The sequence below is a fragment of the Mycolicibacter senuensis genome (assembly GCF_003284925.1).
In the GTDB taxonomy this organism is placed as follows: domain Bacteria; phylum Actinomycetota; class Actinomycetes; order Mycobacteriales; family Mycobacteriaceae; genus Mycobacterium; species Mycobacterium algericum_A.
In genome coordinates this window covers 1-26,367 of record NZ_QMEX01000031.1, presented here as the reverse complement: position 1 = coordinate 26,367, position 26,367 = coordinate 1, and the positions used below count along the sequence as shown (strand labels likewise).

At 68.9% G+C, this 26,367-nt stretch carries 23 protein-coding genes, 1 tRNA gene, 1 pseudogene and 1 riboswitch; of the genes and pseudogenes, 11 read left to right on the top strand and 14 right to left on the bottom strand.

The features are described 5' to 3' along the window. The first annotated feature begins 44 nt into the window (after positions 1 to 44). Positions 45 to 1,055 carry a glucose-6-phosphate dehydrogenase (coenzyme-F420) gene (gene fgd / locus DQP56_RS10225; RefSeq protein ID WP_112685066.1) on the top strand — a complete coding sequence of 337 codons (1,011 nt, stop codon included), beginning with the start codon at positions 45 to 47 and terminating at the stop codon, positions 1,053 to 1,055. Between the two features lie 131 nt (positions 1,056 to 1,186). Here the strand turns inward: fgd and DQP56_RS10220 are convergent, their stop codons facing one another. From DQP56_RS10220 to glnX, 3 genes are read right to left on the bottom strand one after another with little or no spacing between them, the layout of a single operon-like run. Then, complete coding sequence (locus DQP56_RS10220) at positions 1,187 to 3,460, bottom strand: serine/threonine-protein kinase PknG (protein WP_112685064.1); 2,274 nt, start codon at positions 3,458 to 3,460, stop codon at positions 1,187 to 1,189. After that, entirely contained in the window at positions 3,460 to 4,440 is a 981-nt protein-coding gene (locus DQP56_RS10215; protein WP_112685040.1) for a glutamate ABC transporter substrate-binding protein, read from the bottom strand. Before DQP56_RS10215 ends, DQP56_RS10220 begins: the two co-directional genes overlap by 1 nt. Next, positions 4,440 to 5,759, bottom strand: a complete 1,320-nt coding sequence (gene glnX, locus DQP56_RS10210; RefSeq protein WP_112685038.1) for a protein kinase G-activating protein GlnX — start codon at positions 5,757 to 5,759, stop codon at positions 4,440 to 4,442. Before glnX ends, DQP56_RS10215 begins: the two co-directional genes overlap by 1 nt. Positions 5,760 to 5,921: 162 nt before the next feature. Here glnX and DQP56_RS10205 point away from each other — a divergent pair, with 162 nt between their 5' ends. Further along, positions 5,922 to 6,395, top strand: coding sequence for an NUDIX hydrolase (locus DQP56_RS10205; protein ID WP_112685036.1), 474 nt, complete (start codon positions 5,922 to 5,924; stop codon positions 6,393 to 6,395). Positions 6,396 to 6,475: 80 nt separating this feature from the next. On the opposite strand, the gene thiE is transcribed toward DQP56_RS10205, so the two are convergent. After that, positions 6,476 to 7,153, bottom strand: a complete 678-nt coding sequence (thiE, locus tag DQP56_RS10200; RefSeq protein WP_112685034.1) for a thiamine phosphate synthase — start codon at positions 7,151 to 7,153, stop codon at positions 6,476 to 6,478. A 57-nt stretch (positions 7,154 to 7,210) separates the two neighbouring features. Here thiE and thiO point away from each other — a divergent pair, with 57 nt between their 5' ends. The 7 genes from thiO to DQP56_RS10165 all read left to right on the top strand — a co-directional run bounded on the left by thiO (position 7,211) and on the right by DQP56_RS10165 (position 13,498). Beyond that, complete coding sequence (gene thiO / locus DQP56_RS10195; RefSeq protein ID WP_112685032.1) at positions 7,211 to 8,224, top strand: glycine oxidase ThiO; 1,014 nt, start codon at positions 7,211 to 7,213, stop codon at positions 8,222 to 8,224. Between the two features lie 50 nt (positions 8,225 to 8,274). Then, a complete protein-coding gene (gene thiS / locus DQP56_RS10190; RefSeq protein ID WP_112685062.1) occupies positions 8,275 to 8,472 on the top strand; it encodes a sulfur carrier protein ThiS in 198 nt (65 codons plus the stop codon). Beyond that, positions 8,465 to 9,226 (top strand): thiazole synthase, encoded by a 762-nt coding sequence (locus DQP56_RS10185; protein WP_112685030.1) that lies wholly within the window; start codon positions 8,465 to 8,467, stop codon positions 9,224 to 9,226. The genes thiS and DQP56_RS10185 overlap by 8 nt, the downstream gene beginning before the upstream one ends. A 103-nt stretch (positions 9,227 to 9,329) precedes the next feature. Next, complete coding sequence (locus tag DQP56_RS10180) at positions 9,330 to 10,106, top strand: SGNH/GDSL hydrolase family protein (protein ID WP_112685060.1); 777 nt, start codon at positions 9,330 to 9,332, stop codon at positions 10,104 to 10,106. A 66-nt stretch (positions 10,107 to 10,172) separates the two neighbouring features. Next, complete coding sequence (locus DQP56_RS10175; protein WP_112685028.1) at positions 10,173 to 10,379, top strand: hypothetical protein; 207 nt, start codon at positions 10,173 to 10,175, stop codon at positions 10,377 to 10,379. A gap of 129 nt (positions 10,380 to 10,508) precedes the next feature. Continuing rightward, positions 10,509 to 12,011, top strand: a complete 1,503-nt coding sequence (locus DQP56_RS10170) for a M28 family metallopeptidase (RefSeq protein WP_112685026.1) — start codon at positions 10,509 to 10,511, stop codon at positions 12,009 to 12,011. Between the two features lie 206 nt (positions 12,012 to 12,217). After that, positions 12,218 to 13,498: a TetR/AcrR family transcriptional regulator gene (locus DQP56_RS10165; protein ID WP_165824965.1), complete on the top strand. Its 1,281-nt coding sequence runs from the start codon at positions 12,218 to 12,220 to the stop codon at positions 13,496 to 13,498. A 28-nt stretch (positions 13,499 to 13,526) separates the two neighbouring features. Here the strand turns inward: DQP56_RS10165 and DQP56_RS10160 are convergent, their stop codons facing one another. From DQP56_RS10160 to thiC, 4 genes are read right to left on the bottom strand one after another with little or no spacing between them, the layout of a single operon-like run. After that, positions 13,527 to 15,011, bottom strand: a complete 1,485-nt coding sequence (locus DQP56_RS10160; protein ID WP_112685024.1) for a flavin-containing monooxygenase — start codon at positions 15,009 to 15,011, stop codon at positions 13,527 to 13,529. Between the two features lie 52 nt (positions 15,012 to 15,063). Then, positions 15,064 to 15,681 carry an alpha/beta hydrolase family protein gene (locus DQP56_RS10155; RefSeq protein ID WP_112685022.1) on the bottom strand — a complete coding sequence of 206 codons (618 nt, stop codon included), beginning with the start codon at positions 15,679 to 15,681 and terminating at the stop codon, positions 15,064 to 15,066. Continuing rightward, positions 15,678 to 16,508, bottom strand: coding sequence for a bifunctional hydroxymethylpyrimidine kinase/phosphomethylpyrimidine kinase (thiD, locus tag DQP56_RS10150; RefSeq protein WP_112685020.1), 831 nt, complete (start codon positions 16,506 to 16,508; stop codon positions 15,678 to 15,680). The genes DQP56_RS10155 and thiD overlap by 4 nt, the downstream gene beginning before the upstream one ends. 56 nt (positions 16,509 to 16,564) lie before the next feature. Next, positions 16,565 to 18,217, bottom strand: coding sequence for a phosphomethylpyrimidine synthase ThiC (gene thiC, locus DQP56_RS10145; RefSeq protein ID WP_112685018.1), 1,653 nt, complete (start codon positions 18,215 to 18,217; stop codon positions 16,565 to 16,567). Between the two features lie 251 nt (positions 18,218 to 18,468). On the opposite strand from thiC, the gene DQP56_RS10140 reads away from it, so the two are divergent. Then, positions 18,469 to 20,277, top strand: a complete 1,809-nt coding sequence (locus tag DQP56_RS10140; RefSeq protein WP_112685016.1) for an MFS transporter — start codon at positions 18,469 to 18,471, stop codon at positions 20,275 to 20,277. A gap of 70 nt (positions 20,278 to 20,347) precedes the next feature. After that, positions 20,348 to 20,516: riboswitch (M-box (ykoK) riboswitch) on the top strand. 231 nt (positions 20,517 to 20,747) lie between these two features. After that, a complete protein-coding gene (locus DQP56_RS10135; protein ID WP_112685014.1) occupies positions 20,748 to 20,951 on the top strand; it encodes an Rv1535 family protein in 204 nt (67 codons plus the stop codon). Between the two features lie 27 nt (positions 20,952 to 20,978). On the opposite strand, the gene DQP56_RS10130 is transcribed toward DQP56_RS10135, so the two are convergent. From DQP56_RS10130 to DQP56_RS10105, 6 genes and pseudogenes are all read right to left on the bottom strand, one after another. Further along, positions 20,979 to 21,254 (bottom strand): hypothetical protein, encoded by a 276-nt coding sequence (locus DQP56_RS10130; protein ID WP_112685012.1) that lies wholly within the window; start codon positions 21,252 to 21,254, stop codon positions 20,979 to 20,981. Positions 21,255 to 21,341: 87 nt separating this feature from the next. Continuing rightward, positions 21,342 to 23,755: pseudogene (locus DQP56_RS10125) on the bottom strand (HAD-IC family P-type ATPase); the annotation flags it as partial. Between the two features lie 303 nt (positions 23,756 to 24,058). Beyond that, positions 24,059 to 24,131, bottom strand: a tRNA-Ala gene (locus DQP56_RS10120). A gap of 73 nt (positions 24,132 to 24,204) precedes the next feature. After that, positions 24,205 to 24,654, bottom strand: coding sequence for a GreA/GreB family elongation factor (locus tag DQP56_RS10115; RefSeq protein WP_013829739.1), 450 nt, complete (start codon positions 24,652 to 24,654; stop codon positions 24,205 to 24,207). Between the two features lie 46 nt (positions 24,655 to 24,700). Continuing rightward, complete coding sequence (locus tag DQP56_RS10110) at positions 24,701 to 25,957, bottom strand: NAD(P)/FAD-dependent oxidoreductase (protein ID WP_112685010.1); 1,257 nt, start codon at positions 25,955 to 25,957, stop codon at positions 24,701 to 24,703. A gap of 59 nt (positions 25,958 to 26,016) precedes the next feature. Further along, positions 26,017 to 26,367 (bottom strand): helix-turn-helix domain-containing protein (locus tag DQP56_RS10105; protein ID WP_133258911.1); only part of this gene is annotated, 351 nt, incomplete at its 5' end.

Below are 26,367 nucleotides of genomic sequence, written 5' to 3'. Positions count from 1 at the left end.
GCCCGTGAGTCTAGGAAGATGGCGGGAGAGTAGAAAAGGTGGACATGGTGGAACTGAAACTCGGATACAAGGCATCGGCGGAGCAGTTCGGGCCGCGGGAACTGGTGGAACTCGGTGTGGCCGCTGAGTCGCATGGCATGGACAGCGCCACGGTCAGCGACCACTTCCAGCCCTGGCGTCACGAAGGCGGGCACGCCCCGTTCTCGCTGGCCTGGATGACCGCGGTCGGCGAGCGCACCAAGAAGCTCCAGCTGGGCACCTCCGTGCTCACCCCGACGTTCCGGTACAACCCGGCCGTCATCGCGCAGGCCTTCGCCACGATGAGCTGCCTGTATCCGCAGCGGGTGTTCTTGGGGGTCGGCACCGGCGAGGCGTTGAACGAGATCGCCACCGGCTTCATCGGTGAGTGGCCGGCGTTCAAGGAGCGGTTCGCCCGGTTGCGCGAGTCGGTGCGGCTGATGCGCGAGCTGTGGCGGGGCGACCGGGTCGATTTCGACGGTGACTACTACAACCTCAAGGGCGCGTCGATCTACGACGTGCCCGACGGCGGTGTGCCGGTCTACATCGCGGCGGGCGGGCCGACGGTGGCGAAATATGCCGGGCGCGCCGGCGACGGCTTCATCTGCACCTCCGGCAAGGGCGAAGAGCTCTACACCGAGAAGCTGATGCCGGCCGTCCGCGAGGGTGCGGCGGCCGCCGAGCGAGACGTCGACGCGATCGACAAGATGATCGAGATCAAGATCTCCTACGACCCGGACCCCGAGTTGGCGCTGAACAACACCCGGTTCTGGGCGCCGCTGTCGCTGACCCCCGAACAGAAGCACTCCATCGACGACCCGATCGAGATGGAGAAGGCCGCCGACGCGCTGCCGATCGAACAGATCGCCAAGCGCTGGATCGTCGCCTCGGATCCCGACGAGGCGGTGGAGCAGGTCGGCCAGTACGTCAGGTGGGGCCTGAACCACCTGGTGTTCCACGCCCCCGGACACGACCAGCGGCGCTTTTTGGAGCTGTTCAAGACCGACCTGGAGCCGCGGCTGCGCCGGCTCGCCTGAGGCCCTCGGCGTCTGGCGTCGGCGCACACCCCACGCCGCTGCCGCACACTCAACCCGAAGCGACCAGTATCTTCTTGCCTTGGTGTGGCGTTGATTGTGCGGTCATGGCGTTGAGTGTGCGGGCGGGCCCCCTAGAACGTACTCATCGGCCGCACCGCGTTGGCCATGTCGACCAGCGCGTAGCGGTGCGCCTGCGTCGGGGCAAGCCGGGCCAGCGCGCGCAGCGCCATCTCCACACCGAGCCGCAGGCCGTGTTCGGTGAACGGGAACCCGAGGATGTGGTTCGTGCTCGCCTCGTGCTCGGTCAGCCAGTCCATCGCCGCGCCCAGCACCAGCGCCCGAATCTGCAGCACCCGCGGCTCGGTGTCCGGCAGTGCCTCCACGCGGCGGGCGGCGTCGCGGATCTGGGCCTCGGTGATCTCGTTCTTCGACGGTCCGGACAGCAACGTCACCGCGCTGGTCAAGCGCGCGGTGGTGAAATGCCTTGAGGTGGCCGGTACTTCGTCGAGTGTTCGAACCGCTGCGGTGCGGTCACCCTCGACCGAAAGCGCGCGGGCCAGGCCGAAGGCGGCCGAGATCACGCTGTCATCGGTGCGCCACACGCTCTCGTAGAACGCGCGTGCGTCCTCGGTGCCGGCCAGCTCGGCGGTGGCGGCCAGCGCCATCTTGGGCGCCAGCTCGCCGGGGAACATGTCGAGCACCTCGGTGAAATCCTTGCGGGCGGCTTCGTAGTCACCGGTGAGCAGCTGGGCCACGCCCCGGAACCACACCAGCCGCCACCGCCAGCCGACCTGCTCGGCGAGGTCGTCGAGCTTGCTGGTCGCTTTGGTGACATTGCCCAGATCCAGCAGCGCGCGCACCTCCATCAGCGGCAGTCCGATGGACTCCGACAGGTCGATGCCCTCCGCTTCCAGCGCGCTGTTGCGCACCGCACGCAGCGAATCCAGCGTCTGCACCGGCTCGCTCAGCTCCATCGACGTCAGCAGCGGCGCGGCGACGTCGCCGGGGTCGATGAGCGGCACCTGCAAGGCGGTGATGATCTCGCGGGCGGTCAGGTTCTGCGAGTGCACATGCCCGTCGCGGTAGACGTCGGTGTGCGCGACCAGCAGGTGCTCGCCGAACGTGGAGCGCGACCTGGTGAACACCGACGACAACCCGGGCCGGGGTATCCCGGTGTCCCTGGCAACCACCTCACGCAGCACACCCATCAGCTGCGAGGACATCTCCTCCGCGGAGGTGAACCGCCGGCGCGGATCCGGGTCGATGGCACGGCGCAGCAGCCGGTGATAGGAGTCGTACTTCTGCAGCACCGGGTCGTCGTCGGGTAGGCCGTCGACGTAGCGGCCCTCCCGGGTGCGCAGCTTCAGGGTCAGCGCCGCCAGGGTGCGGCCCACCGTGTAGATGTCGGTGGCCACGGTCGGTCCGGTCCGGACGATGTCGGGTGCCTGGTAGCCGGGGGTGCCGTAGAGGTATCCGAACGAGTTGATGCGCGACACCGCGCCGAGGTCGATCAGCTTGAGCTGCTCGGCGGTCAGCACGATGTTCTCCGGCTTGAGGTCGTTGTAGACCAGGCCCAGCGAATGCAGATATCCCAGCGCCGGGAGGATCTCCAGCATGTAGGCGATGGCCTGGGCCACCGGCAGCCGGCTGCCGCGCCGCTGCTTGAGTGACTGGCCGCCGACGTACTCCATCACGATGTAGCCGACCGGATCGCCGTGCGAATCCGGATGCTGGACGAAGTTGAAGATCTTCACGATCGACGGGTGGGTCACCTCGGCGAGGAACTGGCGCTCGGCCATCGCGATGGCCTGCGCCTCGGCGTCGCCGGAATGCACCAGTCCTTTGAGCACCACCGGGCGCTCGTTGACGTTGTGGTCGACCGCCAGGTAGACCCAGCCCAGACCGCCGTGCGCCACGCAGCCTTTGATCTCATACTGCCCGGCCACCATGTCGCCGGGTTTGAGTTGCGGCAGAAAGGAATACGGGCTTCCGCAATGCGGGCACCAGCCTTCCGAGGCACCCTTGGCGTCGCCAGTGGACCGGCCGACCGGCCGACCGCAGTTCCAGCAGAAGCGCTTGGCCTCGGCCACCACCGGGTCGGGCATCAGCGCCTCGAGGGGGTTGGTCTCGGGAACCCGGGGGATCTCCACCAGGCCACCGCCGAGCCGCCGCCGCGGTGCCACGGTACGCACCACCGCCGCGACGCTGGAGTCGTCGTCGGCCGAGATCGCCGCGTTCGAACCCTCGCGGGGGCGGAAGATCGCCTGGGTGGACATCGGCCGGCGTACCGACGACGATTCGGCCAGCACGTCGGCCCGCTGGGTGGCCGGGCCGTTATCGTCGAAGTCGCCGGACTCGGCGGCCGAGTGCTCGTCGGCGCCGCGGTCCGAATCGTCGCTTGTCATCAGTCCGAGTACCTCGGTGTAGGCGGCACCGGTGCCGGGCCGAGCACCGTCAACCACTTGCGGTACAACGTGTTCCAGGTGCCGTCGCGGCGGATGCGTTCCAGGGTGCCGTTGACGAAGCGGACCAGCCCGGTGTTGTCCAGGTTGATCCCGATGCCGTACGGCTCCTCGTCCATGCTCGGCCCGACGATGTGCAGATACGGGTCCTGCGACATCAATCCCGCCAGGATCGAGTCGTCGGTGCTGACCGCGTCGACCTGACGTTGCTGCAGCGCCACCAGGCAGTCGGCCCAGTTCACCACCGAGACGATGATCGGCGCCGGGCTGATCTGCCGGATGCGGCGCAACGAGGTGGTGCCCTGGGCGACGCAGACCCGCCTCCCGGACAGATCGGCGGCCTGGCGGATCGAGGAGTCGCGCGGTACCAGCAGCCGCTGATTGGCGACGAGGTAGACCGTCGAGAAGTTCACCAGCTTCCGGCGCCCGCAGGTGATGCTCATGGTCTTGACAACGATATCGACTTCGGACTTCTGCAGCGCCTCAATGCGTTCGGCGGAGGCCAGGATTCGGTACTCGACCTGCGACGGGGTGCCGAAGATGTCGCGAGCTACCTCGCCGGCGATGTCGACGTCGAAGCCGGTGATCTCTCCGGTGATCGGATCGCGAAAGCTGAACAGGTTGCTGCCGATGTCCAGCCCGACGATCAGCCGGCCCCGGTGGCGGATCTTGTCCACTGCGGCGTCGGCTTCGGCCTTGCTGCGGAACGGGCGCAGGCTGGCGGTGGCGTCGCAGTTCTCGGCCGGCTCCGGCTGCCGCGGCGGCTCGGGCGGCAACTCCTGCATGCCGGCCGGAGTGGGCGGCGGCAGTGTCGGCACCGCGGTCGGCATCACGAACTCGGTTCGGCCGCACCCCGTCAGCCCCGACAGCACCAGCACCGCGCTCAATGCGCACACGAGCAGTCGGGGCCTGCGCCGGCTCATCATTTGTACTCGTTCAGTCGAGGCCACAGGCCGAGCGCGACGGCGATCGCCGCCCCCAGGCTGAGCACCGCGCCCCCGACCGGGGCCACCGACAGCACCCGGCGGGCGTTCAGGACGTCGTTGCGCAACTGGTTGCGGCTGTGCTGCAGCGCCTTGTCCAGCGCCGCGTCGAGCTGGTCGAACGCCGGAGTGGAGTCATCGCCGCTGCCGCCCAGCGCTACCTGGGTGGCGGCCCGGTAGTTGCCGACGCCGATGTAGGCGTTCATCCGGTCGTTGGCCTGGCGCCATCGGGCCAGCAGCTGCCCGGCGTTGGCCAAGCCGGCCTTGTCGACGGCGTCGCCACGGTCCAGGTAGCCCTCCAGCTGCTGTTGCATAGTGTCGATGCGCTGGTAGAAGGTCTGCTTGCGGGCTTCCTCGTCGCCGCGGCGGATCAGCGACAGGGTCTCGTCGGCGCGCGCCTGCTGCGCGGTGATCGCCAGGTTGGTGATCGCCTTGAGGGACTCGGCGCCGGTGTCCTTGGCGTTGCGGCTGCCTGCGGTGGAGATCACCAGGACGGTGCCGACCCAGATCACCATCAGCAGGATCGCCATCCCGCCTGCGACCAGACCGGGGTTGATCCGGCGCCGGGTGTGCCGTGCCAGCCAGCGATGCGCGAACGCGCCGAACAGCACGGTGGCCGCCACCACCAGGATCACCGGGGCGGGCACCCGGGTCGACGCGGTGGTCTGGCTGTCCACCGTCTCCGAGGTGGCCTGGTAGAGCCGCTGGGCGTCGGGCAGGATTGTGTGCTGCATCAGCTCGGAGGCTTCCGACAGGTAGGCCGAACCGACCGGATCGCCCGACCGGTTATTGGTCCGGGCCGTCTCGATCAGACCGGTGTAGACGGCCAGTCCGTCATTGATCCGCCCCAGCAGCTGTAGCAGCGGCTCGTCGCTCAGGCCCCCGGCCGCCCGGGTCACCGCCACCGCGGCATCGGTGATGGCGTGTTCGTAGCGCTCCCGGACGGCTCGCGGCTCGCCCTGGGCGATGAACGCGGTGGCCGCCGCCGCGTCGGCGACCGACAGCGTGATGTAGAGCCGTCCTGCCGCGTAGGCCAGCGGCTCGGTGTGGTCGAGCACCGTGGTCAGGGTGTTCTGCCGGTTGTTGATCGCGGTGGCCGTGGCGAAGGCGCTGATGCCGCCGAGGGTGGCCAAGATGATGCCGATGGCCAGGATCCGCCCCGGGGTGGTGGTGAAGAACCACCAGCGGGGCCGGGCCGATTCGATCGGCGACCGTAACCCCGCCGGCTCCGTTGACGGATGCGCCAACTCAACGGTCACGGGTATTCAGGCTCCATCCTGTGGTTGTTCGCGCCCCCAACGATAATAAAGAGATTCTAAGAGCGCAGCCGTCATCCGCGCCGACCTGCGCGGGGTTGTTGCCGAATTGGTCGCGCGATCTCGCTACAACCGAGACATTGCTCGCCCGATACGCTTCCAGGCGTGCGTGGTGACGGCGATGGCTGGGCGTTTTCCGACACCGGCGCCCGCTTCTGGGGCCGGCACGGCGCAGCGGGCCTGCTGGTGCGGGCACCGCGACCCGACGGGACCCGCACCGTGCTGCTGCAGCATCGCGCCTGGTGGAGTCATCAGGGCGGCACTTGGGCGCTGCCCGGGGGCGCCCGCGACAGTCACGAGACCGCCGAGGAGGCCGCGATCCGCGAAGCCCAGGAGGAGGCCGGGCTGCCCGCCGACCGCATCGTCGTCCGCGCGGCCGTGGTCACCGCGTCGGCCAGCGGCACCACCTGGACGTACACCACGGTGCTCGCCGACGCCGACGAACTGCTCCCGGTTGTGCCCAATCGGGAGAGCACCGAGTTGCGCTGGGTGGCTGAGCACGAAGTCGCCGAGTTGCCCCTGCACCCGGGATTTGCGGCCAGCTGGCAGTCGCTGCGCGGGTTGCATCTACCGGGCTGAGTCGAGCGTGCGGTTTTGCAGGCCAGCCGGCCGTTTGGCGTGCCGAAACGCCTCATTCGATGGCCAGCCATGGCATCCCGCTATGCCCCGGTCAGCGCCGCAAGCAGCGCCGAGGCCGCGGCCTGCGGATCAGGCGCGGCGGTGATCGCCCGTACCACCACCACCCGCCCGGCGCCGGCCGCCACTACCTGCGGCAGCCGCTCGGCATCGATCCCGCCGATGGCGAACCACGGCTTGTCGGGGCGCTGGTCCACGGCGAACCTCAGCAGCTCCAGACCCGGGGCTTCCCGGCCGGGTTTGGTGGGGGTGGGCCAGCACGGCCCGACGCAGAAGTAGTCGACCGGTTCGGTCAGCGCCGCGGTGACCTGCTGGCCGTCGTGGGTGGACCGGCCGATCAGCACGTCGGCCCCGACGATCTCACGGGCGATCGGCAGCGGCAGATCGTTCTGGCCCAGGTGCAGCACGTCGGCCTCGGCGGCGCGGGCGATGTCGGCGCGGTCGTTGACCGCCAGCAGCGCGCCGTGCCGGCGGGCGGCGGCGGCCAGGGTCTCCAGCGCTGCCAACTCGTCGCCGGCCTCCAGCGGACCGAACTGCTGCTCGCCGGGCGAACCCTTGTCGCGCAGCTGGATGACGTCCACCCCGCCGGCCAGTGCGGCGTCGGCGAATTCGGCCAGGTCCCCCTTTTCCCGGCGGGCATCGGTGCACAGGTAGAGCCGGGCGTCGACGAGGCGGGTCAGACGATCTGAGCGTTTGTGCATCCCTCGACGCTAGCGGCTAGCTTGGTGAGTTGACACCGAGGCGGAAGGGAGCAGCACATGCCCAAACCCTCGCTCGGGTCGCTGGCCGTGATCGGCGGCGGTGTCATCGGTCTGTCGGTGGCCATGCAGGCCGCCCGGGCCGGGTGGTCGGTGCGGGTGCATCGCACGGCTGACCCCGGAGCCTCCTGGGTGGCCGGCGGCATGTTGGCCCCGCACAGTGAGGGCTGGCCGGGTGAGGACCAGCAGCTGCGGCTGGGGCTGCGCTCACTGGAGTTGTGGCACGACTTCCTCGTTCGGCTGCCGGCCGAGGTCGTCACCGCGCGCGAATCGCTGGTGGTGGCCGCCGACCGCGCCGATGTCGCCGACCTGCGCACCGTCGCCGACTGGCTGACCGCACAGGGTCACCCGGTGATCTGGGAATCGGCCGCGCGCGAGGTCGAACCGCTGTTGGCTGCCGGCATCCGGCACGGCTTCCGGGCACCCACCGAGCTGGCGGTCGACAATCGCGCGGTGGTCACCGCGTTGATCACCGCCTGCGAGGAACTCGAGGTGGCGTGGGCGGGGCCGGTGCACGAGCTCGCCGAGGTGGCGGCCGACGCGGTGGTGATCGCCAACGGCATCGACGCCCCGGCGCTGTGGCCCGGCCTGGCGATCCGTCCAGTCAAGGGCGAGGTGCTGCGACTGCGGTGGCGCAAAGGCTGTTTGCCGGTGCCGCAGCGGGTCATTCGGGCCCGGGTGCACGGCCGGCAGGTCTATCTGGTGCCACGCCCCGATGGCGTGGTGGTGGGAGCAACACAGTACGAGCACGGCCGGGACACCGCCCCGGTGGTGTCCGGGGTGCGTGACCTGCTCGACGACGCCTGCGCACTGGTGCCGGCGCTGGGGGAGTACGAACTGGCAGAATGCGGAGCCGGTCTGCGGCCGATGACACCGGACAACCTGCCGCTGGTGCGCCGGCTCGACGAGCGGACGGTCGTCGCCGCCGGCCACGGCCGCAATGGTTTTCTGTTGGCACCATGGACCGCCGAACAGGTTGTGTCCGAACTACTTCCGGTTGGAGTGGAGCAATGACCATCCGCGGTGTCGACGATGCAGAGCGTAGCGATGAGGAGGAGCGGCGCATGATCATCAACGTCAACGAGAAACAGGTCGAAGTGGCCGACGCGACAACGGTTGCGGCGCTGCTGGCGTCGATGGGCTACCCGGACCGCGGTATCGCGGTGGCGGTGGACCAGGCAGTGCTGCCGCGGTCGCGGTGGGCCACCGCGCTGAGCGACGGTGCCCGACTCGAGGTGGTGACGGCGGTGCAAGGTGGTTGACGACGCGAAGCTGACCATCGCCGGGCGGGAGTTCAGCTCCCGGCTCATCATGGGAACCGGCGGGGCGCAGAGCTTGGCGGTGCTCGAAGAGGCGCTGGTGGCATCCGGCACCGAGCTGACCACGGTCGCGATGCGTCGCGTCGACGCCGAGGGCGGGACCGGCATGCTGGATCTGTTGAGCCGGCTGGGCATCACGCCGCTGCCCAACACCGCGGGTTGCCGCAGCGCCGCCGAAGCGGTGCTGACCGCGCAGTTGGCCCGCGAGGCGCTGGGCACCGAGTGGGTCAAGCTAGAGGTGATCGGCGATGAGCGCACCTTGTTGCCCGATGCCGTCGAATTAGTCCGCGCCGCAGAGCAATTGGTGGACGACGGCTTCGTCGTGCTGCCCTACACCAACGATGACCCGGTGCTGGCCCGCCGACTGGAGGACGCCGGGTGCGCCGCGGTCATGCCGCTGGGGTCGCCGATCGGCACCGGGTTGGGTATCGCCAACCCGCACAGCATCGAGATGATCGTGGCGGCGGCCGGGGTTCCGGTGGTGCTGGACGCCGGCATCGGCACCGCCAGCGATGCTGCGCTGGCGATGGAGTTGGGTTGCGACGCAGTGCTTTTAGCTACTGCGGTCACCCGGGCCGCCGATCCGGTCGCCATGGCCGCGGCGATGGCCGGCGCCGTCACCGCGGGCTATCTGGCGCGCCGAGCTGGGCGTATTCCGAAGCGGTTCTGGGCGCAGGCATCCAGCCCGGCTCTGTGAGCACCAACCCGGTGAGCACCACCCCGCGCGAGGGTGCGTGTCCCCGGTGGGACACGCCGTTTGCGGACCGGGAAGCCGCACGTTCGGCGAACTGGGGACTGTGGTGAAACACTATGTCGCGCTGGGTAGTTCGATGGCCGCCGGTCCGGGCATCCGGCCCGCGGTCCCCGGTTCCCCGCGGGCGGCTGGGCGATCAGTGCTGAACTACCCGCACCTGGTGGCGCACGCGCTGGGCCTCGACCTGGTCGATGTCACGTTCTCCGGCGCGACGACCGCGCACCTGCTGACCGAGCGCCAGCACGGCGTACCGCCGCAGCTCGAGGCGCTCGACGGTTCGGAAGCCCTGGTGACGATCACGATCGGCGGCAATGACGTCGGGTACGTGCCGATGCTGATGGCCGCGGCGTTGCTGCCCCGGGCCGCCCGACTGCTGGCGCCGGTCGGCACCCTCTTCGACCAGCGCGAGCGCCAGCAGGCACTGGACGGCGTGGAATCCTCGCTGCGCGCGGTCGGCACCGCGGTGCGACACCGGGCACCGCAGGCGCGAGTGCTTTTCGTCGATTACCTGACCCTGATGCCACCGGCCGGGTCGCGGGCGGGCCGACTACCCGAGCCGGTCGTCGAGTTGGCCCGCCACATCGCCACCGAGCTGGAGGGACACACCGCCACCGCCGCGGCCGCCACCGGCTGTGAGATCGTGCGCGCCGGTAAGGCCAGCCGCGAACACCACCCCTGGTCGGCGCAGCCGTGGACGGTGGGGGCGCGGCTGCCGTTGCCGTGGCGGCCATGGCCGTTTCACCCCAATGCCGCCGGAATGGCCGCGGTCGCCGAGTTGGTGGTCGCGCGTTGGGCCGGTTCACCGAGGGCCTTTGCGAGATGATCTGCAACGGTGCTGACGGCACGGCCGACAGTGTTGGTGGCCAGGCCGGCGGATTGTTCTTCGGCAATGGTGGGGATGGTGGTGCCGGTGGCCTGGATGCTGATGCCGGCACCGGTGGTGCCGGCGGGAATGGTTCATCGATTCTGGGCAGCGGTGGCGCCGGCGGTGCGGGTCTCGGCGGTGCTACCGGCGGTAACGGAGGGGTCGCGGGCGGCGACGTTGCCGGCCAGCACCGGCGGCGCCGGTGGTGTCGGCGCCGAGCCCACGCCTTAGGAAATCACGGCACGCAGCAGTCCCGCACGGCATCGCCGTGCGGGCCCGCTGCTTTCCGGGGATGTATACGGCCCGCTGTGTAAGCCGTGCCAGGCGCGAACCGCCACGCCCACCCACTAACGTGGACGCGTGGATTACCAGAAGAAACTGACGCCTGTCCTCGGTGCCGTGCTGCTCGGTGCGCTGTTCACCGCTGGTTGCAGCAGCACGCCGCGCAGCACCATTGAGAAGGCACCGGATGCCGCCGCAGCCGCGGAGTTCGCCAAGACTCTGAGCGACAAGGTCACCATCGACGCCATGATGGCGCACCTGCAAAAGCTGCAGGACATCGCCAACGCCAACGACAACACTCGTGCCATCGGTACCCCGGGTTACGACGCCAGCGTCGATTACGTGGCCAGCACGTTGCGCGAGCGCGGTTTCGACGTGGAGACTCCGGAGTTCATCGCCCGGGTGTTCAAAGCCGAGACGGGCTCGGTGCGCCTCGGCGACAAGACCGTCGAGGCCCGGGCCCTGCAGTACAGCCTCGGAACCCCGCCCGAGGGTGTCACCGGGCCGCTGGTCGCCGCGCCGGCCGACGACAGCCCAGGCTGCAGCGCCGAGGATTACGACGGGCTGACCGTCAAGGACGCCGTGGTGCTGGTGGACCGCGGAACCTGCCCATTCAAGGAGAAGATGGCCATCGCCGTCGAGCAGGGCGCGGTGGCGATGGTGGTCGCCGACAGCGTCGACGAAGAGAAGATGGGCGGGACACTGGGGGAGAAGACTGAGGTCAAGATCCCCGTCGTGAGCGTGACGAAGGCCGACGGCGCGATGCTGCGCGGCGGCCACGGCACCATGACCGTCAAACTCGATGCGCACACCGACGACATCCCCGCCCGCAACGTGATCGCCCAGACCAAGACCGGATCGACCGAGAACGTGGTGATGCTCGGCGCCCACCTGGACAGCGTCCCCGAGGGACCCGGTATCAACGACAACGGCTCGGGGGTGGCCGCGGTGCTGGAAACCGCGCTGCAACTGGGGGATTCACCTGAGGTGAACAATGCGGTGCGGTTCGGGTTCTGGGGCGCCGAAGAGCTGGGCCTGATCGGCTCGCGCAAGTACATCGAGTCGCTCGACGTCGAGCAGCTCAAGAACATCGCGCTGTACCTGAACTTCGACATGCTCGGCTCGCCGAATCCGGGCTACTTCACCTACGACGGCGACCAGTCGCTGGACCCGGCCAAGCGCGGCCAACCGGTGGTGCCGGAAGGCTCGGCCGGCATCGAGCGGACGTTGGTGGCCTATCTCAAGTCCGCCGGCAAGGAACCGCGCGACACCTCCTTTGACGGTCGCTCCGATTACGACGGATTCACCCAGGCCGGCATCCCCTCCGGCGGGCTGTTCTCCGGTGCCGAAGTGAAGAAGTCGCCCGAAGAGGCGAAGCTGTGGGGCGGTGCCGCCGATGAGCCGTTCGACCCGAACTATCACCAGAAGGGCGACACCATCGACAACATCGACCGCGACGAGTTGGCGGTCAATGGCCGGGGCGTCCCCTACGCGGTCGGGATCTATGCCCAGGATCTCAGCGGCCGCAACGGAGTTCCGGTCCGGGACGACCGCACCCGCCACGTCGTCACCACGCCGTGATCTGTACGGCGGCCGCCCTGCTGGTGGGTGCCCGCCGTGCCTTGCCGCCGGCGCGGACTACCCGCGGTCGATAGCGGTCCTCGGAGGGGTTCTGCTCCAGTCGCCGAGGGCGGGAGGACACGCGCTCGGAACCTCTTGCCGCGCCGTTCACCTGGGTGTGTTAATAATGCTCTGAAAGTGACGGAGCTGGCCGGAGTTGTTAAGAGGTGGTTATCACGCTCGGTGCTACGAATGGCCCGGCCGGACGCACGGGTGGCCACATCAGACGGCGCCCGAAAGACCGCAAAGCCCAGATCACGCGTGCGGCTGCGGAGGCGTTCAGTGCACAGGGCTACCACGCGACCAGCATGGAGGCGATTGCCACCAAGGTTGGAATCTCGGCGCCGGCGCTGTACCGGCACTACCCGAGCAAGTACCAGATGTTCGCCGTCGTCGTCGGCGCGCTCGGTCAGCAGCTGGAGGACTGTACGGCGTTCGTCGACGAGATTCCCGACGCGGAATTGGAGCAAGATCCCGGGGCGGTCTTGGACCAGATCATCAACACGCTCATCTCGTCAGCGCTCGACAACCGCGAGGCCGGCGGGCTCTACCGGTGGCAGGGACGCTATCTGCAGCCTGACGACAAGGCCACGCTGACGGCGCACATCCATCAGGTCAACCGGCGGGTGCAACGCCCGCTCAACATGTTGCGTCCGGGATTGACCTCCGTCGAGCGGTGGACCTTGTCCGCGGGCCTGCTCAGTATCGCGGGCAGCGTCGTCGGGCACCGGTTGCCGATCTCGGACGACGAGATCAGGCCGCTGATGCTGGACACCGCGCGGGCGCTGGCCGGCGCCGAACTGCCCCAACAGGGTGACGTCGGGGTCAATCGCCCATCGGTGTGGCGCATCTTCGCGCCGGACGCCGGGCCGTACGAGGCGTTGCTGCATTCGGCGATCCTGCTGTTCGGTACCAAGGGCTACGCCGAGACCAGCGTCACCGAGATCGCCGACGCCGTGGGCGTCCCCGCCTCCGGCGTCTATCGGTACTTCTCGAGCAAGAGCGACATCTTGACCACGGGTCTACAGCGTGCCGTCGACCGGATCGGCGGGGAGATGTCGGCGATTGCGGGCGTCTTCAATGACCCGCGCGAGGTACTGGCCCGCCTGGTCGAGGCGTTCGTCGCCACCATCTTCGCCAATCCCGAACTGGCGGCGGTATACGACACCGAGCGGGTCAATCTGGGGCCCGGGGAGCGGGAGCTGTTGCGCGATTCGGAGCGCGCCTTCATCGACACCTGGGTGGGGCCACTGACGGCGGTACGGCCGGAGCTGGACGCTCTGCACGCGAGGTTCCTGGTTCACGTTTTGGCGGCGCTGGTGGACGACCTGGGCCGGCTGGACCGGGAAGGACGGTCGTACGGTGGCGCAACAGCCACCGCGGCACCGGGTTACGCGCAGGCCGCGCTGCGCAAACTCCTGGAGGCCGTCGCGATCGGCGACAACTGACGGATCTGGAGCCGGATCAGCTTCCGGCTCAGGCGATCTGGTAGTCCTCCAGCGGGAATCGGGAGCCATCCCGCACCGCGTTGCGCACCGTGGTGGGCCGCAGCAAGGTCGCTTCGCCGCTCGGGTTGAAGTAGTAGGACCGTGATCCTGTGCAGCTGCCGGCGTAGAACACCGAGCGGTCAAGCCGCTTGGTCATGTCGTCGAGGAAGCGGGTATTGGCAGCCTCGGTGACCTCGAAGGTCGTCGCGCCGCGGCGCTGCAGTTCGCCGAACAACCGGCCCATGTGGCGCATCTGGTATTCCATCGTGTTGAAGAACGACAGGCCGCAGAACGCGTACGGGCTGGCCAGGCTCAGGAAGTTCGGAAAGGCCGGAATCGACACGCCCTGGTAGGCCTGGAACCGGTTCTCCCGCCACCACTTTCCCAGGTTGCGGCCGTCGCGTCCGACGATCTCGATGGCCGGGAAGTTGGCCTCCCACAGGTCGAAGCCGGTGGCCAGCACCAGCGTGTCGATCTCGCTCTTGCGGCCGTCGACGGTGACGATCCCGTCCGGCTCGATCCGTTCGATGCCGGCGGTCTCCAGGTGTACGTGCGGTTTGTTGAAGCTGCGGTAGTAGTCGTTGGACCAACTGGGCCGTTTGCAGCCGATGTCGTAGTTCGGGGTCAGTTTGGCCCGCAGTTCCTTGTCGCGGATCGAGATGAAGCGGTGGATCTTGCACAGATCCATCGCGGCGATCGACAGCCGGCGGAAGTAGGGGAAGTTGAGCACCCCGACGAATGTCATGAAACCCAGCAGGCTGTCGGTCACCCCCCGCAGCGCCCGCTGGGCGAGCGGGACCCGCGCGAACAGCCGCTGCACGACGGGGGAGAACCCGAAGTCCAGTTTGGGCGCCACCCAGATCGGGGTGCGCTGGTAGACCGTGAGATCGCCGACCGTCTTGGCCAGCTCCGGGATCAGCTGCACCGCGGTGGCGCCGGTGCCGATCAAGCCGACCCGCCGACCGTTGAAGTCGTGGTGAGCGTCCCACGCGGTGGTGTGCACCACCTTGCCGGCGAAATCGGCGATGCCCGGGATGTCCGGGGTGTGCGGCTGCGACAGGAAACCGGTCGCGGTGATCAGGTAGCGGGCGCTCAGCGTGGCACCGTCGGCAAGGCTCACCTGCCAGCGCTGCGCTTCCTCATCCCAGCGGGCGCCCTCGACGGTGGTGTTGAACCGCATGTGGCGGCGCACGTCGTACTTGTCGGCGACGTGCTCGGCGTAGCGCTTGAGCTCCGAACCGGTGGCGAACAACCGCGTCCAGTGCGGGTTGGGCTCGAACCAGTACGAGTAGGTGGTCGAGGGGATGTCGACGGCCAGGCCAGGGTAGCGGTTGACGTGCCAGGTTCCGCCCAGATCGTCCTCGCGCTCCAGCAGGACAATGTTGTCGTAGCCGAGCTTCTTCAGCTCGATCGCCGCGCCCATCCCGCCGAAACCCGCGCCCACGATGACGACGTCGAACAGCTCGCTACTCATGAAAATCACGGTACCTGACTCACCGGTAACCAGCGAAGCTGACCGGAGCGTCTCAGCTCAGCAGTCGCAGGGCGGCGTCGACGGCCAGCGCCGGCACGTCGAGGCCCTTGGCGGCCAGGTCATGGCGGGCGCCGCTGATCTCGACGACTTCGTGCCGGGCCGGGATCAACGCTGCCGCGGCGTGAACCTCGGGCAGCGTCCCGAACGGATCCGAGCCGCCGTGGGTGAACACGGTGGGCACGCCGATGCCGGGCAGGTGTTCGGTACGGCGGCGCTCCGGCTTACCGGGCGGATGCAGCGGGTAGGAGAACAACGCCAGCAGGTCTACCGGCACGCCCCCGCCGGCCACCACCATCGAGGTTTGCCGCCCGCCGTAGGAGTGGCCGCCGGCGATCAGCGGACCGTCGGCCAGGGCGCGCGCGTATCCGATTGCCGCGACGATGCCGTCCCGGTCGCCGGCCCCCGACCCTGACGGCGGACCTTTGGGGCGGCGCCGGCGAAACGGCAGGTCGTAGCGGATAGCCAGAAAGCCGCGCCGCGCCCATTCGTCGCAAACCCGCTGCAACATCGGCGAATCCCGGTTGCCGCCGGCGCCGTGGGCCAGCAATACGACGCCGGCCGGGGCACCCGCCGGGCTGTGGGCTACCCCGGCGATCTCGTCGAGGCTCATCGCGTCAACCGGAACAGTGGCGAGACCGGGCCGTGTCCGTGCCCCAGCGGGTAGGCGGCGCGCAGGCACTCGGTGACCCAGTCCTTGGCGAACGCCACCGCGGCGGGAACGGTGTACCCGTGCGCCAGTGCGCAGGCGGTGGCCGCAGCCAGCGTGTCACCGGCGCCGTGGTCGTCGGAGGTGGCTACGCGCGGCCCGGGGAACTCCTGGAAGGCGGTGCCGTCGAAAAGCAGGTCGGGGCTGTGCTGCTCCGACGGCAGGTGTCCGCCTTTGACCAGTACCCACTGCGGACCGAGGGAGTGCAGCGCCCGGGCGGCCGTCCGCTGGGTCTCAGCGTCGACCACCTCGACGCCGACCAGCAGTCGCACCTCGTGCAGGTTGGGCGTCACCAGCGTCGCCAGCGGAAACAGATTGTTGCGCATCGCATCCAGTGCTGACGACGCCAGCAGCGCATCACCGTGCATGGACGCCGACACCGGATCGACCACCAACGGCACGGTCAGCCCCAGTTCTCGCCAGGTCTCCGACACTGCTGTGATGATCTGAGCCGACGCCAGCATCCCGGTCTTGGCGGCCTGGATCCCGATGTCGGGCACCACCGTTTCGATCTGGGCGGCGACGGTGTCGGCGGGAACCTCGTGAAAGCTCTTGACGCCGATGGTGTTCTGCACCGTCACCGCCGTCACCGCGACGCACGCATGGACACCGAGCATCGCGCAGGTGCGCATGTCGGCCTGAATGCCGGCGCCGCCGCCGGAATCCGACCCGGCGATGGTCAATACCCGCGCCGGGGTGGATCCGGACGGTGCCGGCGGCAGGAACTCCACTGTGCTGGATGAGTGGCGACCCGCTTCGCCCGGCTCCGCCGCGCTTGCGATCCCCACTAGGTGGAGATGGGAAGGTACACCCGGTTGCCGTGCTCGGCGAACTCGGCTGACTTCTCCTCCATGCCCCTGGCGATGGCGGCGTCGATGTCCTCCTGGGTCTGTAACCCGTGCTCGTCGGCGTAGTCGCGAACGTCCTGGCTGATCCGCATCGAGCAGAACTTCGGACCGCACATCGAGCAGAAGTGCGCGGACTTGGCCGGCTCGGCGGGCAGCGTCTCATCGTGGTACTCGCGCGCGGTGTCCGGGTCCAGCGACAACGCGAACTGGTCATACCAGCGGAACTCGAAGCGCGCCTTGGACAATGCGTTGTCGCGGTCCTGCGCATGCGGGTGGCCCTTGGCCAGGTCCGCAGCGTGTGCGGCGATCTTGTAGGCGATCACCCCGTCCTTGACGTCCTTGCGGTCCGGCAGCCCGAGGTGTTCCTTGGGCGTCACGTAGCACAGCATGGCGGTACCGGCCTGGGCGATGATCGCCGCGCCGATCGCCGAGGTGATGTGGTCATAAGCCGGTGCGATGTCAGTGGCCAGCGGTCCGAGCGTGTAGAACGGCGCCTCGTCGCACCACTCCTCCTCCAGTCGCACGTTCTCCACGATCTTGTGCATGGGGACGTGCCCCGGGCCTTCGATCATCACTTGGGCACCACGGGATTTGGCGATCTTGGTCAACTCACCCAGAGTGCGCAACTCGGCGAACTGCGCCTCGTCATTAGCGTCGGCGATAGAACCGGGCCGCAGCCCGTCGCCGAGGGAGAAGGTCACGTCGTAGCTGGCCAGGATGTCGGCCAGCTCTTCGAAGTTGGTGTAGAGGAACGACTCCTGGTGCCGCGACAGGCACCACGACGCCATGATCGAGCCACCGCGGGACACGATCCCGGTGACCCGCTTGGCGGTCAGCGGCACATAGCGCAACAGCACCCCGGCGTGCACGGTCATGTAGTCCACACCCTGCTCGCACTGTTCGATCACGGTGTCGCGGTACAACTCCCAGCTCAGCTTGGTCGGGTCGCCGTTGACCTTTTCCAGCGCCTGGTAGATCGGCACCGTGCCGACCGGCACGGGGGAGTTGCGCAGGATCCACTCCCGGGTCTCGTGGATGTCCTTGCCGGTGGACAGGTCCATGATGTTGTCGGCGCCCCAGCGGGTGGCCCACACCATCTTGTCGACCTCTTCGCCGATCGAGCTGGTCACCGCGGAGTTGCCGATGTTGGCGTTGATCTTCACTTTGAACGCCTTGCCGATGATCATCGGCTCCAGCTCGGGATGGTTGTGGTTGGCGGGGATCACCGCGCGGCCGCGGGCCACCTCGTCGCGCACCAGCTCAGCGGGGAAACCTTCGCGGGCGGCGATGAAGGCCATTTCGGCGGTGATCTCACCGGCCTGCGCGCGCTGCAACTGGGTGCCGCGGTCGCGCACCACGCCCGGCCGGGCCGGCAGGCCGCGGTGCAGGTCGATCACCGCGTCGGTGTCGGTATAGGGACCCGAGGTGTCATAGAGGTCGAAGTGCTCGCCGTTGGTCAGGTTGACCCGGCGGAACGGTACCTTCATCACCTCGCCACCGGGGGCCTCGATCTCGCGGTAGATCTTCTCGCTGTAGGGGATTGGCCCGGTGGTCACCTGCGGCTCGATACGGACGTTCGAGACGTCGGTCATGTAAATGTCCTCTCCCTCGCCGGAATTACCCGGTCAGGTTCGTACGGTCGACGGCCCCGGCCGTCCTCTCAGCGCACAGGTTGCGCTCCCGCGGTGTGGATTTTCTGTACTGCGATCACTGCACTGCCACGCTATCGCAGTGTGATGCCCGGCGTAAGGCGCCGACCAGGGTGTCGACACCGGGGATTAGGCATCCGATCCTTTGCATAGCTAATATATGCGCTTTGGGTCGGAGAACCGCGGGAGAGACGATGACGGCGCACGTCGCGAGGGTGACCGCCGACTCCGGGGCTGGCGCACCCGGCGGCCGCCGGTTGCGCTACGGCCGCGATCACCCGCGCTACAAGTGGATAGCACTGTCCAACACCACGCTGGGCGTGCTGCTGGCCACCATCAACGGCTCGATCGTGCTGATCTCATTGCCGGCGATCTTTCGCGGCATCGGGCTGAACCCGCTGGATCCGGCGAACGTGAGCTACCTGCTGTGGATGCTGATGGGCTACCTGTTGGTGTCGGCGGTGCTGGTGGTGTTCTTCGGCCGGCTCGGCGACATGTTCGGCCGGGTGCGCATCTACAACGCCGGCTTCGTGGTGTTCACGGTGGCGGCGATCGCGCTGTCGATCGATCCGTTCGACCTCGGCGCCGGCGCCCGGTGGCTGATCGGCTGGCGGGTGGTGCAGGGCGTCGGAGGGGCGATGCTGTTCGCGTCGTCGGCGGCGATCATCACCGACGCCTTCCCGGCCAATCAACGTGGTATGGCGCTGGGGGTCAACCAGGTGGCTGCGGTCGCCGGATCCTTCGTCGGCCTGCTGATCGGCGGGCTGTTGTCGGAGTGGGATTGGCGGGCGGTGTTCTGGGTCGGGGTGCCGATCGGGGTGCTGGGCACCGTCTGGTCGATGCGGTCGCTGCACGAACTCGGCGAGCGCGCACCGGCCAAGCTGGACTGGGCGGGAACGGTGACGCTGGGGCTGGGGCTGACCGTGGTGCTGACGGCCATCACCTACAGCATTCAGCCACATGGTGATTCGCCGACCAGCTGGACAAGTCCGGTGGTGCTGGGTTCGCTGGCGCTGGGAGTGGCGCTGCTGGTGCTGTTCTGCGTCATCGAACTGCGGGTCGCCGCGCCGCTGCTCGATGTGCGGCTGTTCCGGATCCCGGCGTTCGGAATGGCCAACGTGGCCGGCCTGTTGGCGGCGATCGGGCGCGGCGGTATGCAGTTCATGCTGATCATCTGGCTGCAGGGCATCTGGTTGCCGCTGCACGGCTACAGCTTCGAATCCACCCCGCTGTGGTCGGGCATCTACCTGCTGCCGATGACGGTCGGCTTCCTGTTGGCCGGGCCGGTGGCCGGGTCACTGTCGGACCGGCACGGCGCCCGCCCCTTCGCCGTCGGTGGGATGGCGCTGATGGCGGTGACGTTCGTGGCGCTGGTGCTGCTTCCCGTCGACTTCGACTACCGGGTCTTCGCGGCGCTGGTCTTCCTCAACGGGCTCGGCGGCGGGATCTTCACCGCACCCAACACCGCTGTGGTCATGTCCAGCGTCCCGGCCGCCCAGCGCGGTGCCGCCTCGGGGGTGCGGGCCACGTTCTTCAACGCCGGCACGTCGTTGTCGATCGGTATCTTCTTCTCCCTCATGGTGATCGGCCTGGCGAACACGCTGCCGGAGGCGATGGGTGCGGGGTTAGAGCACCGGGGAGTGCCCGCCGAGGTCGCCCAACAGGTGGCCCACACCCCGCCGGTGGGCAGCCTGTTCGCGGCGTTTCTGGGTTACAACCCGATCGGCGAACTGCTGGGGCCCTCCGGTGTGCTGGACCGTCCCGGTGTCGACGCCCAGATGTTGACCGGGCACAGCTTCTTCCCGCAACTGATCTCCGGGCCGTTCCACACCGGGTTGGCGGTGGTGTTCGCCGCCGCGGCGGTGATGATGGTGCTCGGGGCGCTGACGTCGTGGGCGGCGCCGGGGCGTTACGCCGGCGAGCCGGTGAACCGGTCCGACAGCACCCCGGGCGCCCACGGAACCCGTATGACGGTGCACTTCGACGATGCGGCCGGGTCGTGACCGAACCGTGTGGAAACCGGTGGGTGAGTTGAATTGACCCGCGCGCATTCCTGATGCACTATGGACCGTGCAAGCACCTCGTTAGGTGAGGCGTCTGCACGGACACAGGCCACTGACCCCGAACGTCGAAAGACGCCCCGGGTCAGGACAGCTCCTCCCGGCTTAAGGGTTGAGCCCAAGTGGCTTCCGATCTACGGACACGCCGTGCAGTGTCGAAGCTCTGACGAGTGGGGTGCGGTCTTCCGACAGTCGTCGGAGCTGCCTCCAAAGCCTGCGGTGAAACCGGCACGCCCACGCGTGCCCGCGACCGAGAGGAGGTGAGGGACGCATGAGTTCCGGTGATAGTCCGAGCCGATATCTGACTTCTGTTCCGTCCCCATCCGAACGGTCGCATACCGCCTCCAGCTGAGCTCCGATTCCGGCCTCCAGCTGAGCGCGTAGCGGCGTTACGCGACTAGGAGGCCATCATCATGGTTGCAATCGCCTACACCGACATCCAGGCGCCGGCCCCGCGTGCCAACAGCACGGCGAAGAAGGTGGACACCCGCCGGGGTGCACCGACCGCGCCCGCCTCAGACCCGGTGGTCGACATGGCCACCCGGCTGCTCAGTGGTCCCCTGCACCAGATGTATGCACTCTTGTGGCGCGTCGGGGTGCTGACCGTCGACCACTGAGTCGCCCGAGGCCAGCTCGGGCGTCTGCTAGGCGTCCTCTAGGGCCTCGCCGAGTTGCTCGAGTACCTCGCTGCGGTGGTTGTTGGCCAGAATGTGGCCCGCGGCCACCGCAGCGGCTACCGGCCAGTCGATGATCTCGAACGCGGCCAGCAGCGCCAGCCCACCGTAGTAGGCCAGCTGCTCGGGTCGCGGCACCGTCACCTTGCCGAACAGCGGCAATTCGACCGCGAAGCCCTCGGCATCCCGGATGTGGGCCACCGCTTCCCGCTGGGATGCGCTGCGCCGCGTGCTGTCCGCCATCATGAGCCTCCTGGTGGCGACGGGTCGCCGGATGATCGGGCCGCGGCCGTTCCGCGACGAGAGCCGGTGTCCCCATTGTGCACAAGCCGCAGCCGTGGCGCGGAGTGGCCGTCGGCAGTCGGGGTGCCGTCCGGCTGGCGCGGCACGGGCACCATGAACTGGGTGGGCTTGTCCGCGGACTCCTGCAGGCCGGACAGCAGCTTCGGCACCACGGCCGCGCCGGCGGTGGCCACCGTCGCCGCCCCCAGCGCCTGAGCCCAGCCCAACGGACCCAGCGGGGTGCAGCCCAGCAGTTGGCTGACGCCCGGAATGGAGATCAACGTCCCCATCGCGGCGAGTGAGCCGACCGCGGTCGCCACCACCAGCGGGTCATGCGAGTCCAGCAGCGTCTGGCCCAGCTGGGCGGCGACCAGCGACACCAGCGCGACCGTGGAGGCCCGCTGTTGGCGCCCGGTCATCGAGGCCAGCGCCCATGCGCCCACCGCGGCCGACGCGGTCGTCACCCCGCGCACCGCCACCGCGCGCCACAGCGCGTCGGGATCCGGGCCACGCGCCGTGGAGGCCGCCGAGTCGTTCAGTTCACTGACCGCCAGCGCGGTCGCCGGCAGCGCGTCGGTGAGCATGTTCACCAGCAGCAGCTGGCGGGCATTGAGCGGTGAGCGCCCGGTGAGCGCGCTGCCGATGATCGCGAACGCCACCTCACCGGCGTTGCCGCCCAGCAGCACCCCGACCGCTGCCTGCACCCGCTGCCACAGTTCCCGGCCCTCGTCCAACGCGTCGAGCAGCGTGTGGATCCGGCCATCGAGCAATACCACGTCGGCGGCGGTGCTGGCGGCCTCGCTGCCATGGGCGACGACCGCTAACCCGACGGTGGCGGCGCGGATGGCCGCGGCATCGTTGGCGCCGTCACCGACCATCGCCGACACCTTGCCGGTGCGCTCCAGGGTCTGCACGATCTGCACCTTGTTCTCCGGTGACATCCGGGCGAACACCACCCGCTCGGCTACCGCGACTTCCTGTCCCTTGCGGGACAACGCATCCCACTCCGCGCCGCTGATCACCTGATCGGCGCTGATCTCCAGGCCGAGCTCCCGGGCGATCGCGGTTGCGGTGACCGGGTGGTCGCCGGTGATGAGCCGCACCGGGATCTGCCAGCGGTCCAGGTCGGCCAGCAGGGCGGCGGCCTCCGGCCGGGGGGTGTCGGCGATACCGATCAACCCGACGAACGTCAGCGCATCGCCACAGAACTGGCCGATGTCCTCCGGATCCGGGTCCTCACCCAGGGCGGCGACCTGCGCTGCGGAGAGTTCCCGCCGGGCAACGGCGATCACCCGCAGCCCCTCCCCGGCCATACCCAGCACCGTCTTGCGGATCGCCGGGTCGCCGCCGCAGGCGGGCCCGACGACCTCCGGCGCACCCTTGACGGCCAACTCGGCGCCGACAATCGACGCCGAGTAGCTGCGCCCGGACCGGAACGGCAGATGGGCGACCTCGCCGCGATCGGGATCCACCACGCCGGCAGCCGTCGCGGCGTCGATGATCGCGGCATCGGTGGCGTGCACCTGCCGGCCGTTCGTGGTCGGGGCGGCCTGCGCCGCGAACGCCAGCACCTCATCGGTGGTGTACCCCGGCGCCGGTGTCAGCTGTGTCACCCGCAGCCGGTTCTGGCTCAGCGTCCCGGTCTTGTCGAAGCACACCACGTCAACGCGGCCGAGCGCCTCCACCGAGCGCGGCACCCGAACCAGCACACCGGATTTGGTCAGCCGCCTGGCGGACGCCTGCTGTGCCAGGGTGGCCACCAGCGGCAGACCCTCGGGGATCGCCGCGACGGCGATGGCGATGCCGGAGGCCACCGACTGTCGCAACCCGATCCGCCGGAGGACGCCCAAACCGGTCACCAGGGTCCCCCCGGCCAGGCTGATCCGCCAGGCCTTGCTGGTCAGCAGGCTCAGCTGGTGCTGCAATCCGACCGCCGACTGCTCGCCGGCGACCAGGTCGGCGGCGCGGCGACTGTAGGTGTCGGCACCCACCGCGGTCACCAGCGCCAGGGCGGTACCGGTGATGACCGTGGTGCCCGCATAGATCATGCATTCGCGCTCGGCCAGGTCCGCTCCCGGCGTGGCCTCGATCTGCTTGACCACCGACAGCGACTCGCCGGTCAGCGACGACTCGTCGACCTCGAGGTCGTCGGCGTCGATCAAGCGCCCGTCGGCGGGCACCACCTCGTGCGGCCGCACCTCAATCACGTCACCGAGACGCAACTCCTCGGCGGGGACCTCACAGTAGCCGCCATCGGGCAGCAGCCGGCGTGCCGGCGGAACCTGTTCGTTCAACAGCACATTGAGCCGCCGCTCGGCCACCAGGCGCTGCGCGGCGGCCAGCATCGCCGCATCGGCCGCACCGGCCGCACCGGCAACCGGCGCCGCCTCGCCGGAGGTGAGAGCGACCACGCCGCCCGCACACACCGGACCACCCACCGGCAACGGCGCCACTGATGATGGCGCAGCCGCCGCACTGGCACTGAAAATCAGTGCACTTGCACACAAGCCAATACCGGCGAATAACGCGATACCGGGTCTCCCGAGGCTCTTCAACGTGAACTCCGATTGTTAGTATCCAGCCCCCCGGACACGCAATCTGATGACTGCAAACGAACCGTATCACAACGGTGTAAGTTGGCCGGCCGCCCCATTTAATCCGTTACCGTACCGATGCGGATCAGCCGCATTGACCGGGCGTCGGCCCGGATAACTGCGTCGCATTTTGGTGCGGTCATCCCGGACGGGACGGAATACTCAACAAATGAGTGGAGCTAAGGGGACTCGAACCCCTGACCCCCACACTGCCAGTGTGGTGCGCTACCAGCTGCGCCATAGCCCCGCGATGTCGTGCTCATCGAAGCTACACCACCGCCATGCCCAGGCTCAAAACACCTGGTCGGTCACCCACCCGGTCAGGCCGGGTGCTGCGTCTTATGCAGCCCGAAAGGCACCGCGTCGAGCAGGGTGACCGTCACGCTGGCACCGCTGGGCACCTGGTAGCTGCGCTCCTCACCGCGCCGTGCGCCGGTGATGGCCTTACCGAGCGGTGACTGCGGGGAATAGACCTCCAGCCCACTCTGGTCGTCGTCACGAACCCCCAGCAGGAAGGTCTCGGTGTCGCCGTCGTCGTAGCGGACCGTGAGCACCATGCCCGGCTCGGCCACCCCGTCGTCCGGCGGATCCTCGCCGACGACCGCGACCGCCAACAGGTCGTGGATCTGGTGGATCCGCGCCTGGCGCGACTGTTGCTCGCTGATGTCGGCGGTGCCCGAACCGATGTGTGGCTCGGACAACTCGGCCAACTCGGCCAACAGCCGGTCCTTGGTCTCCTGTGTCATCCAGACACCTTGCGAATCGGTCATCGACGATCTCCTTTACGAACAGAATCAGCTTGGAGTACTACCGGGCTCAGCGCAACGGATCGAGTTCACGCAATACCGCGGACTGTTTGCCGGTGGTGATCTGCTCCGCCAGCAACCGGCCCGTCACCGGGCCGTGCGTCAGGCCCCACATCCCGTGGCCACCCGCCACGTAGACGGTACGCGGGCTCACCTCCCCCACCAAGGGGCGCCCGTCGGGGCTGACCGGACGCGGGCCCACCCAGACATCGGTGCGCTCCGCCCAGCGCACGCCGTCGAGCAGCGGGCGTGTTGCCGCGACGATGGCCTCGACGCGGGCAGGGACGATCGGGGCGTCCGGATCGCCGAACTCCATGGTTCCGGCCACCCGCAGCTTGGCGTTCAACGGAGTGCAGGCCACCCGGGCATCCGGCAGGTAGATCGGACCGGTGACCGGCCCGTCGACCGGCACCGTGAAGGAGTAGCCGCGGCCGGCCCGCACCGGGACCCGAACCCAGCGCGTCGTCAGCTGCGACAGCCAAGCGCCACTGGCGATCACCGCAGCCGCCGCCGTCAGCGTCGTACCGTCGCGGCCAGTCACCACCGCGCCGTCTCGCGTCGGCGTCACATCGGTCACGTCCATGGTATGCAGCGCGGCGCCGCGCTCGACCACCGCGCGACCCAGCGCGGTGACGAACCGGCCTGGGTCGAGGAACCGCTGGCCGTCGATCTGCACCGCAGCGGCGACGGCCGAGGACGCCAGTGGCACGCGCTCGCGCAGCGCCGCACCGGTCAGTTCGGTGCAGAACACCGGCCGGCCCGCTTCGGAGAATCGCCGCAACTCGTCGAGCAGGCGCTCGGCGTCGGCGGAGGTGCGGAAGATCGCGGTGATGGGAGCATCGGTGACCGGGGCGTCGACGCCGTTGGCCACCAGAACGTCGTAGGCCTCGATGCACTCGGCGCTCAGCGGCGCGTTGGCCCGCACCGCGCGGCGCCACGCCGACGGCCGGCTGTTGGCGGCGAAACGCGCCAGAAACGCCCACAGCCCCGGCCCGGCATTGAGCGGAACCTGCAGCGGCGCGGCCCGGCTGAACAGCGACCGCAGCCCGAAGCGCAGATTGGCGGGCTCGTTGAGCGGTATGGCCAGTGCCGGGGAGATCCAGCCGGCATTGGCCCACGACGACCCGGCCGCGACGCCGACACGGTCGACAACCGTGACCTCGACACCGCGCTCCTGCAGGAACCACGCGGTCGACAACCCGACGATGCCGGCGCCCACCACGATCACTGACCGTGGCGCGCCGTCGATCCGGTTGTCCGTACTCATCAGTCCATGATGCGGCGCTCGCCCCACCTGCGGTTTAACCGGTTCGCACAACGACGACGTCAGGGTTTGTCGAAAGCCGACAGGTCACCGGCTGCCAGCTCGATCATCGCCGCAAGCCGGGCGCGGGCATCGTCGAGCCCCAGCGGGGTCACCTCCGCCATCTTGCGCAGCCGGTAGCGCATGGTGTTCTCATGCACACTGAGCCGCTCGGCGGCTCGCGCCAGATCGCCCTGGGCGTCGAGCCAGGCCCGCAGCGTGGCCACATAGGGCGTGCCGTGCACCGCGTCGTGGTTACGCAGTTCGGCGACCGGGCCGCGGGCCGGTATCCGGCCGGACCGTGCTGCGGTGTAGAGCCGTCGCAACACGATCTCGTCCCAGGCCTCGTCGTAGGCCGGCGGCGCGTCATCGGG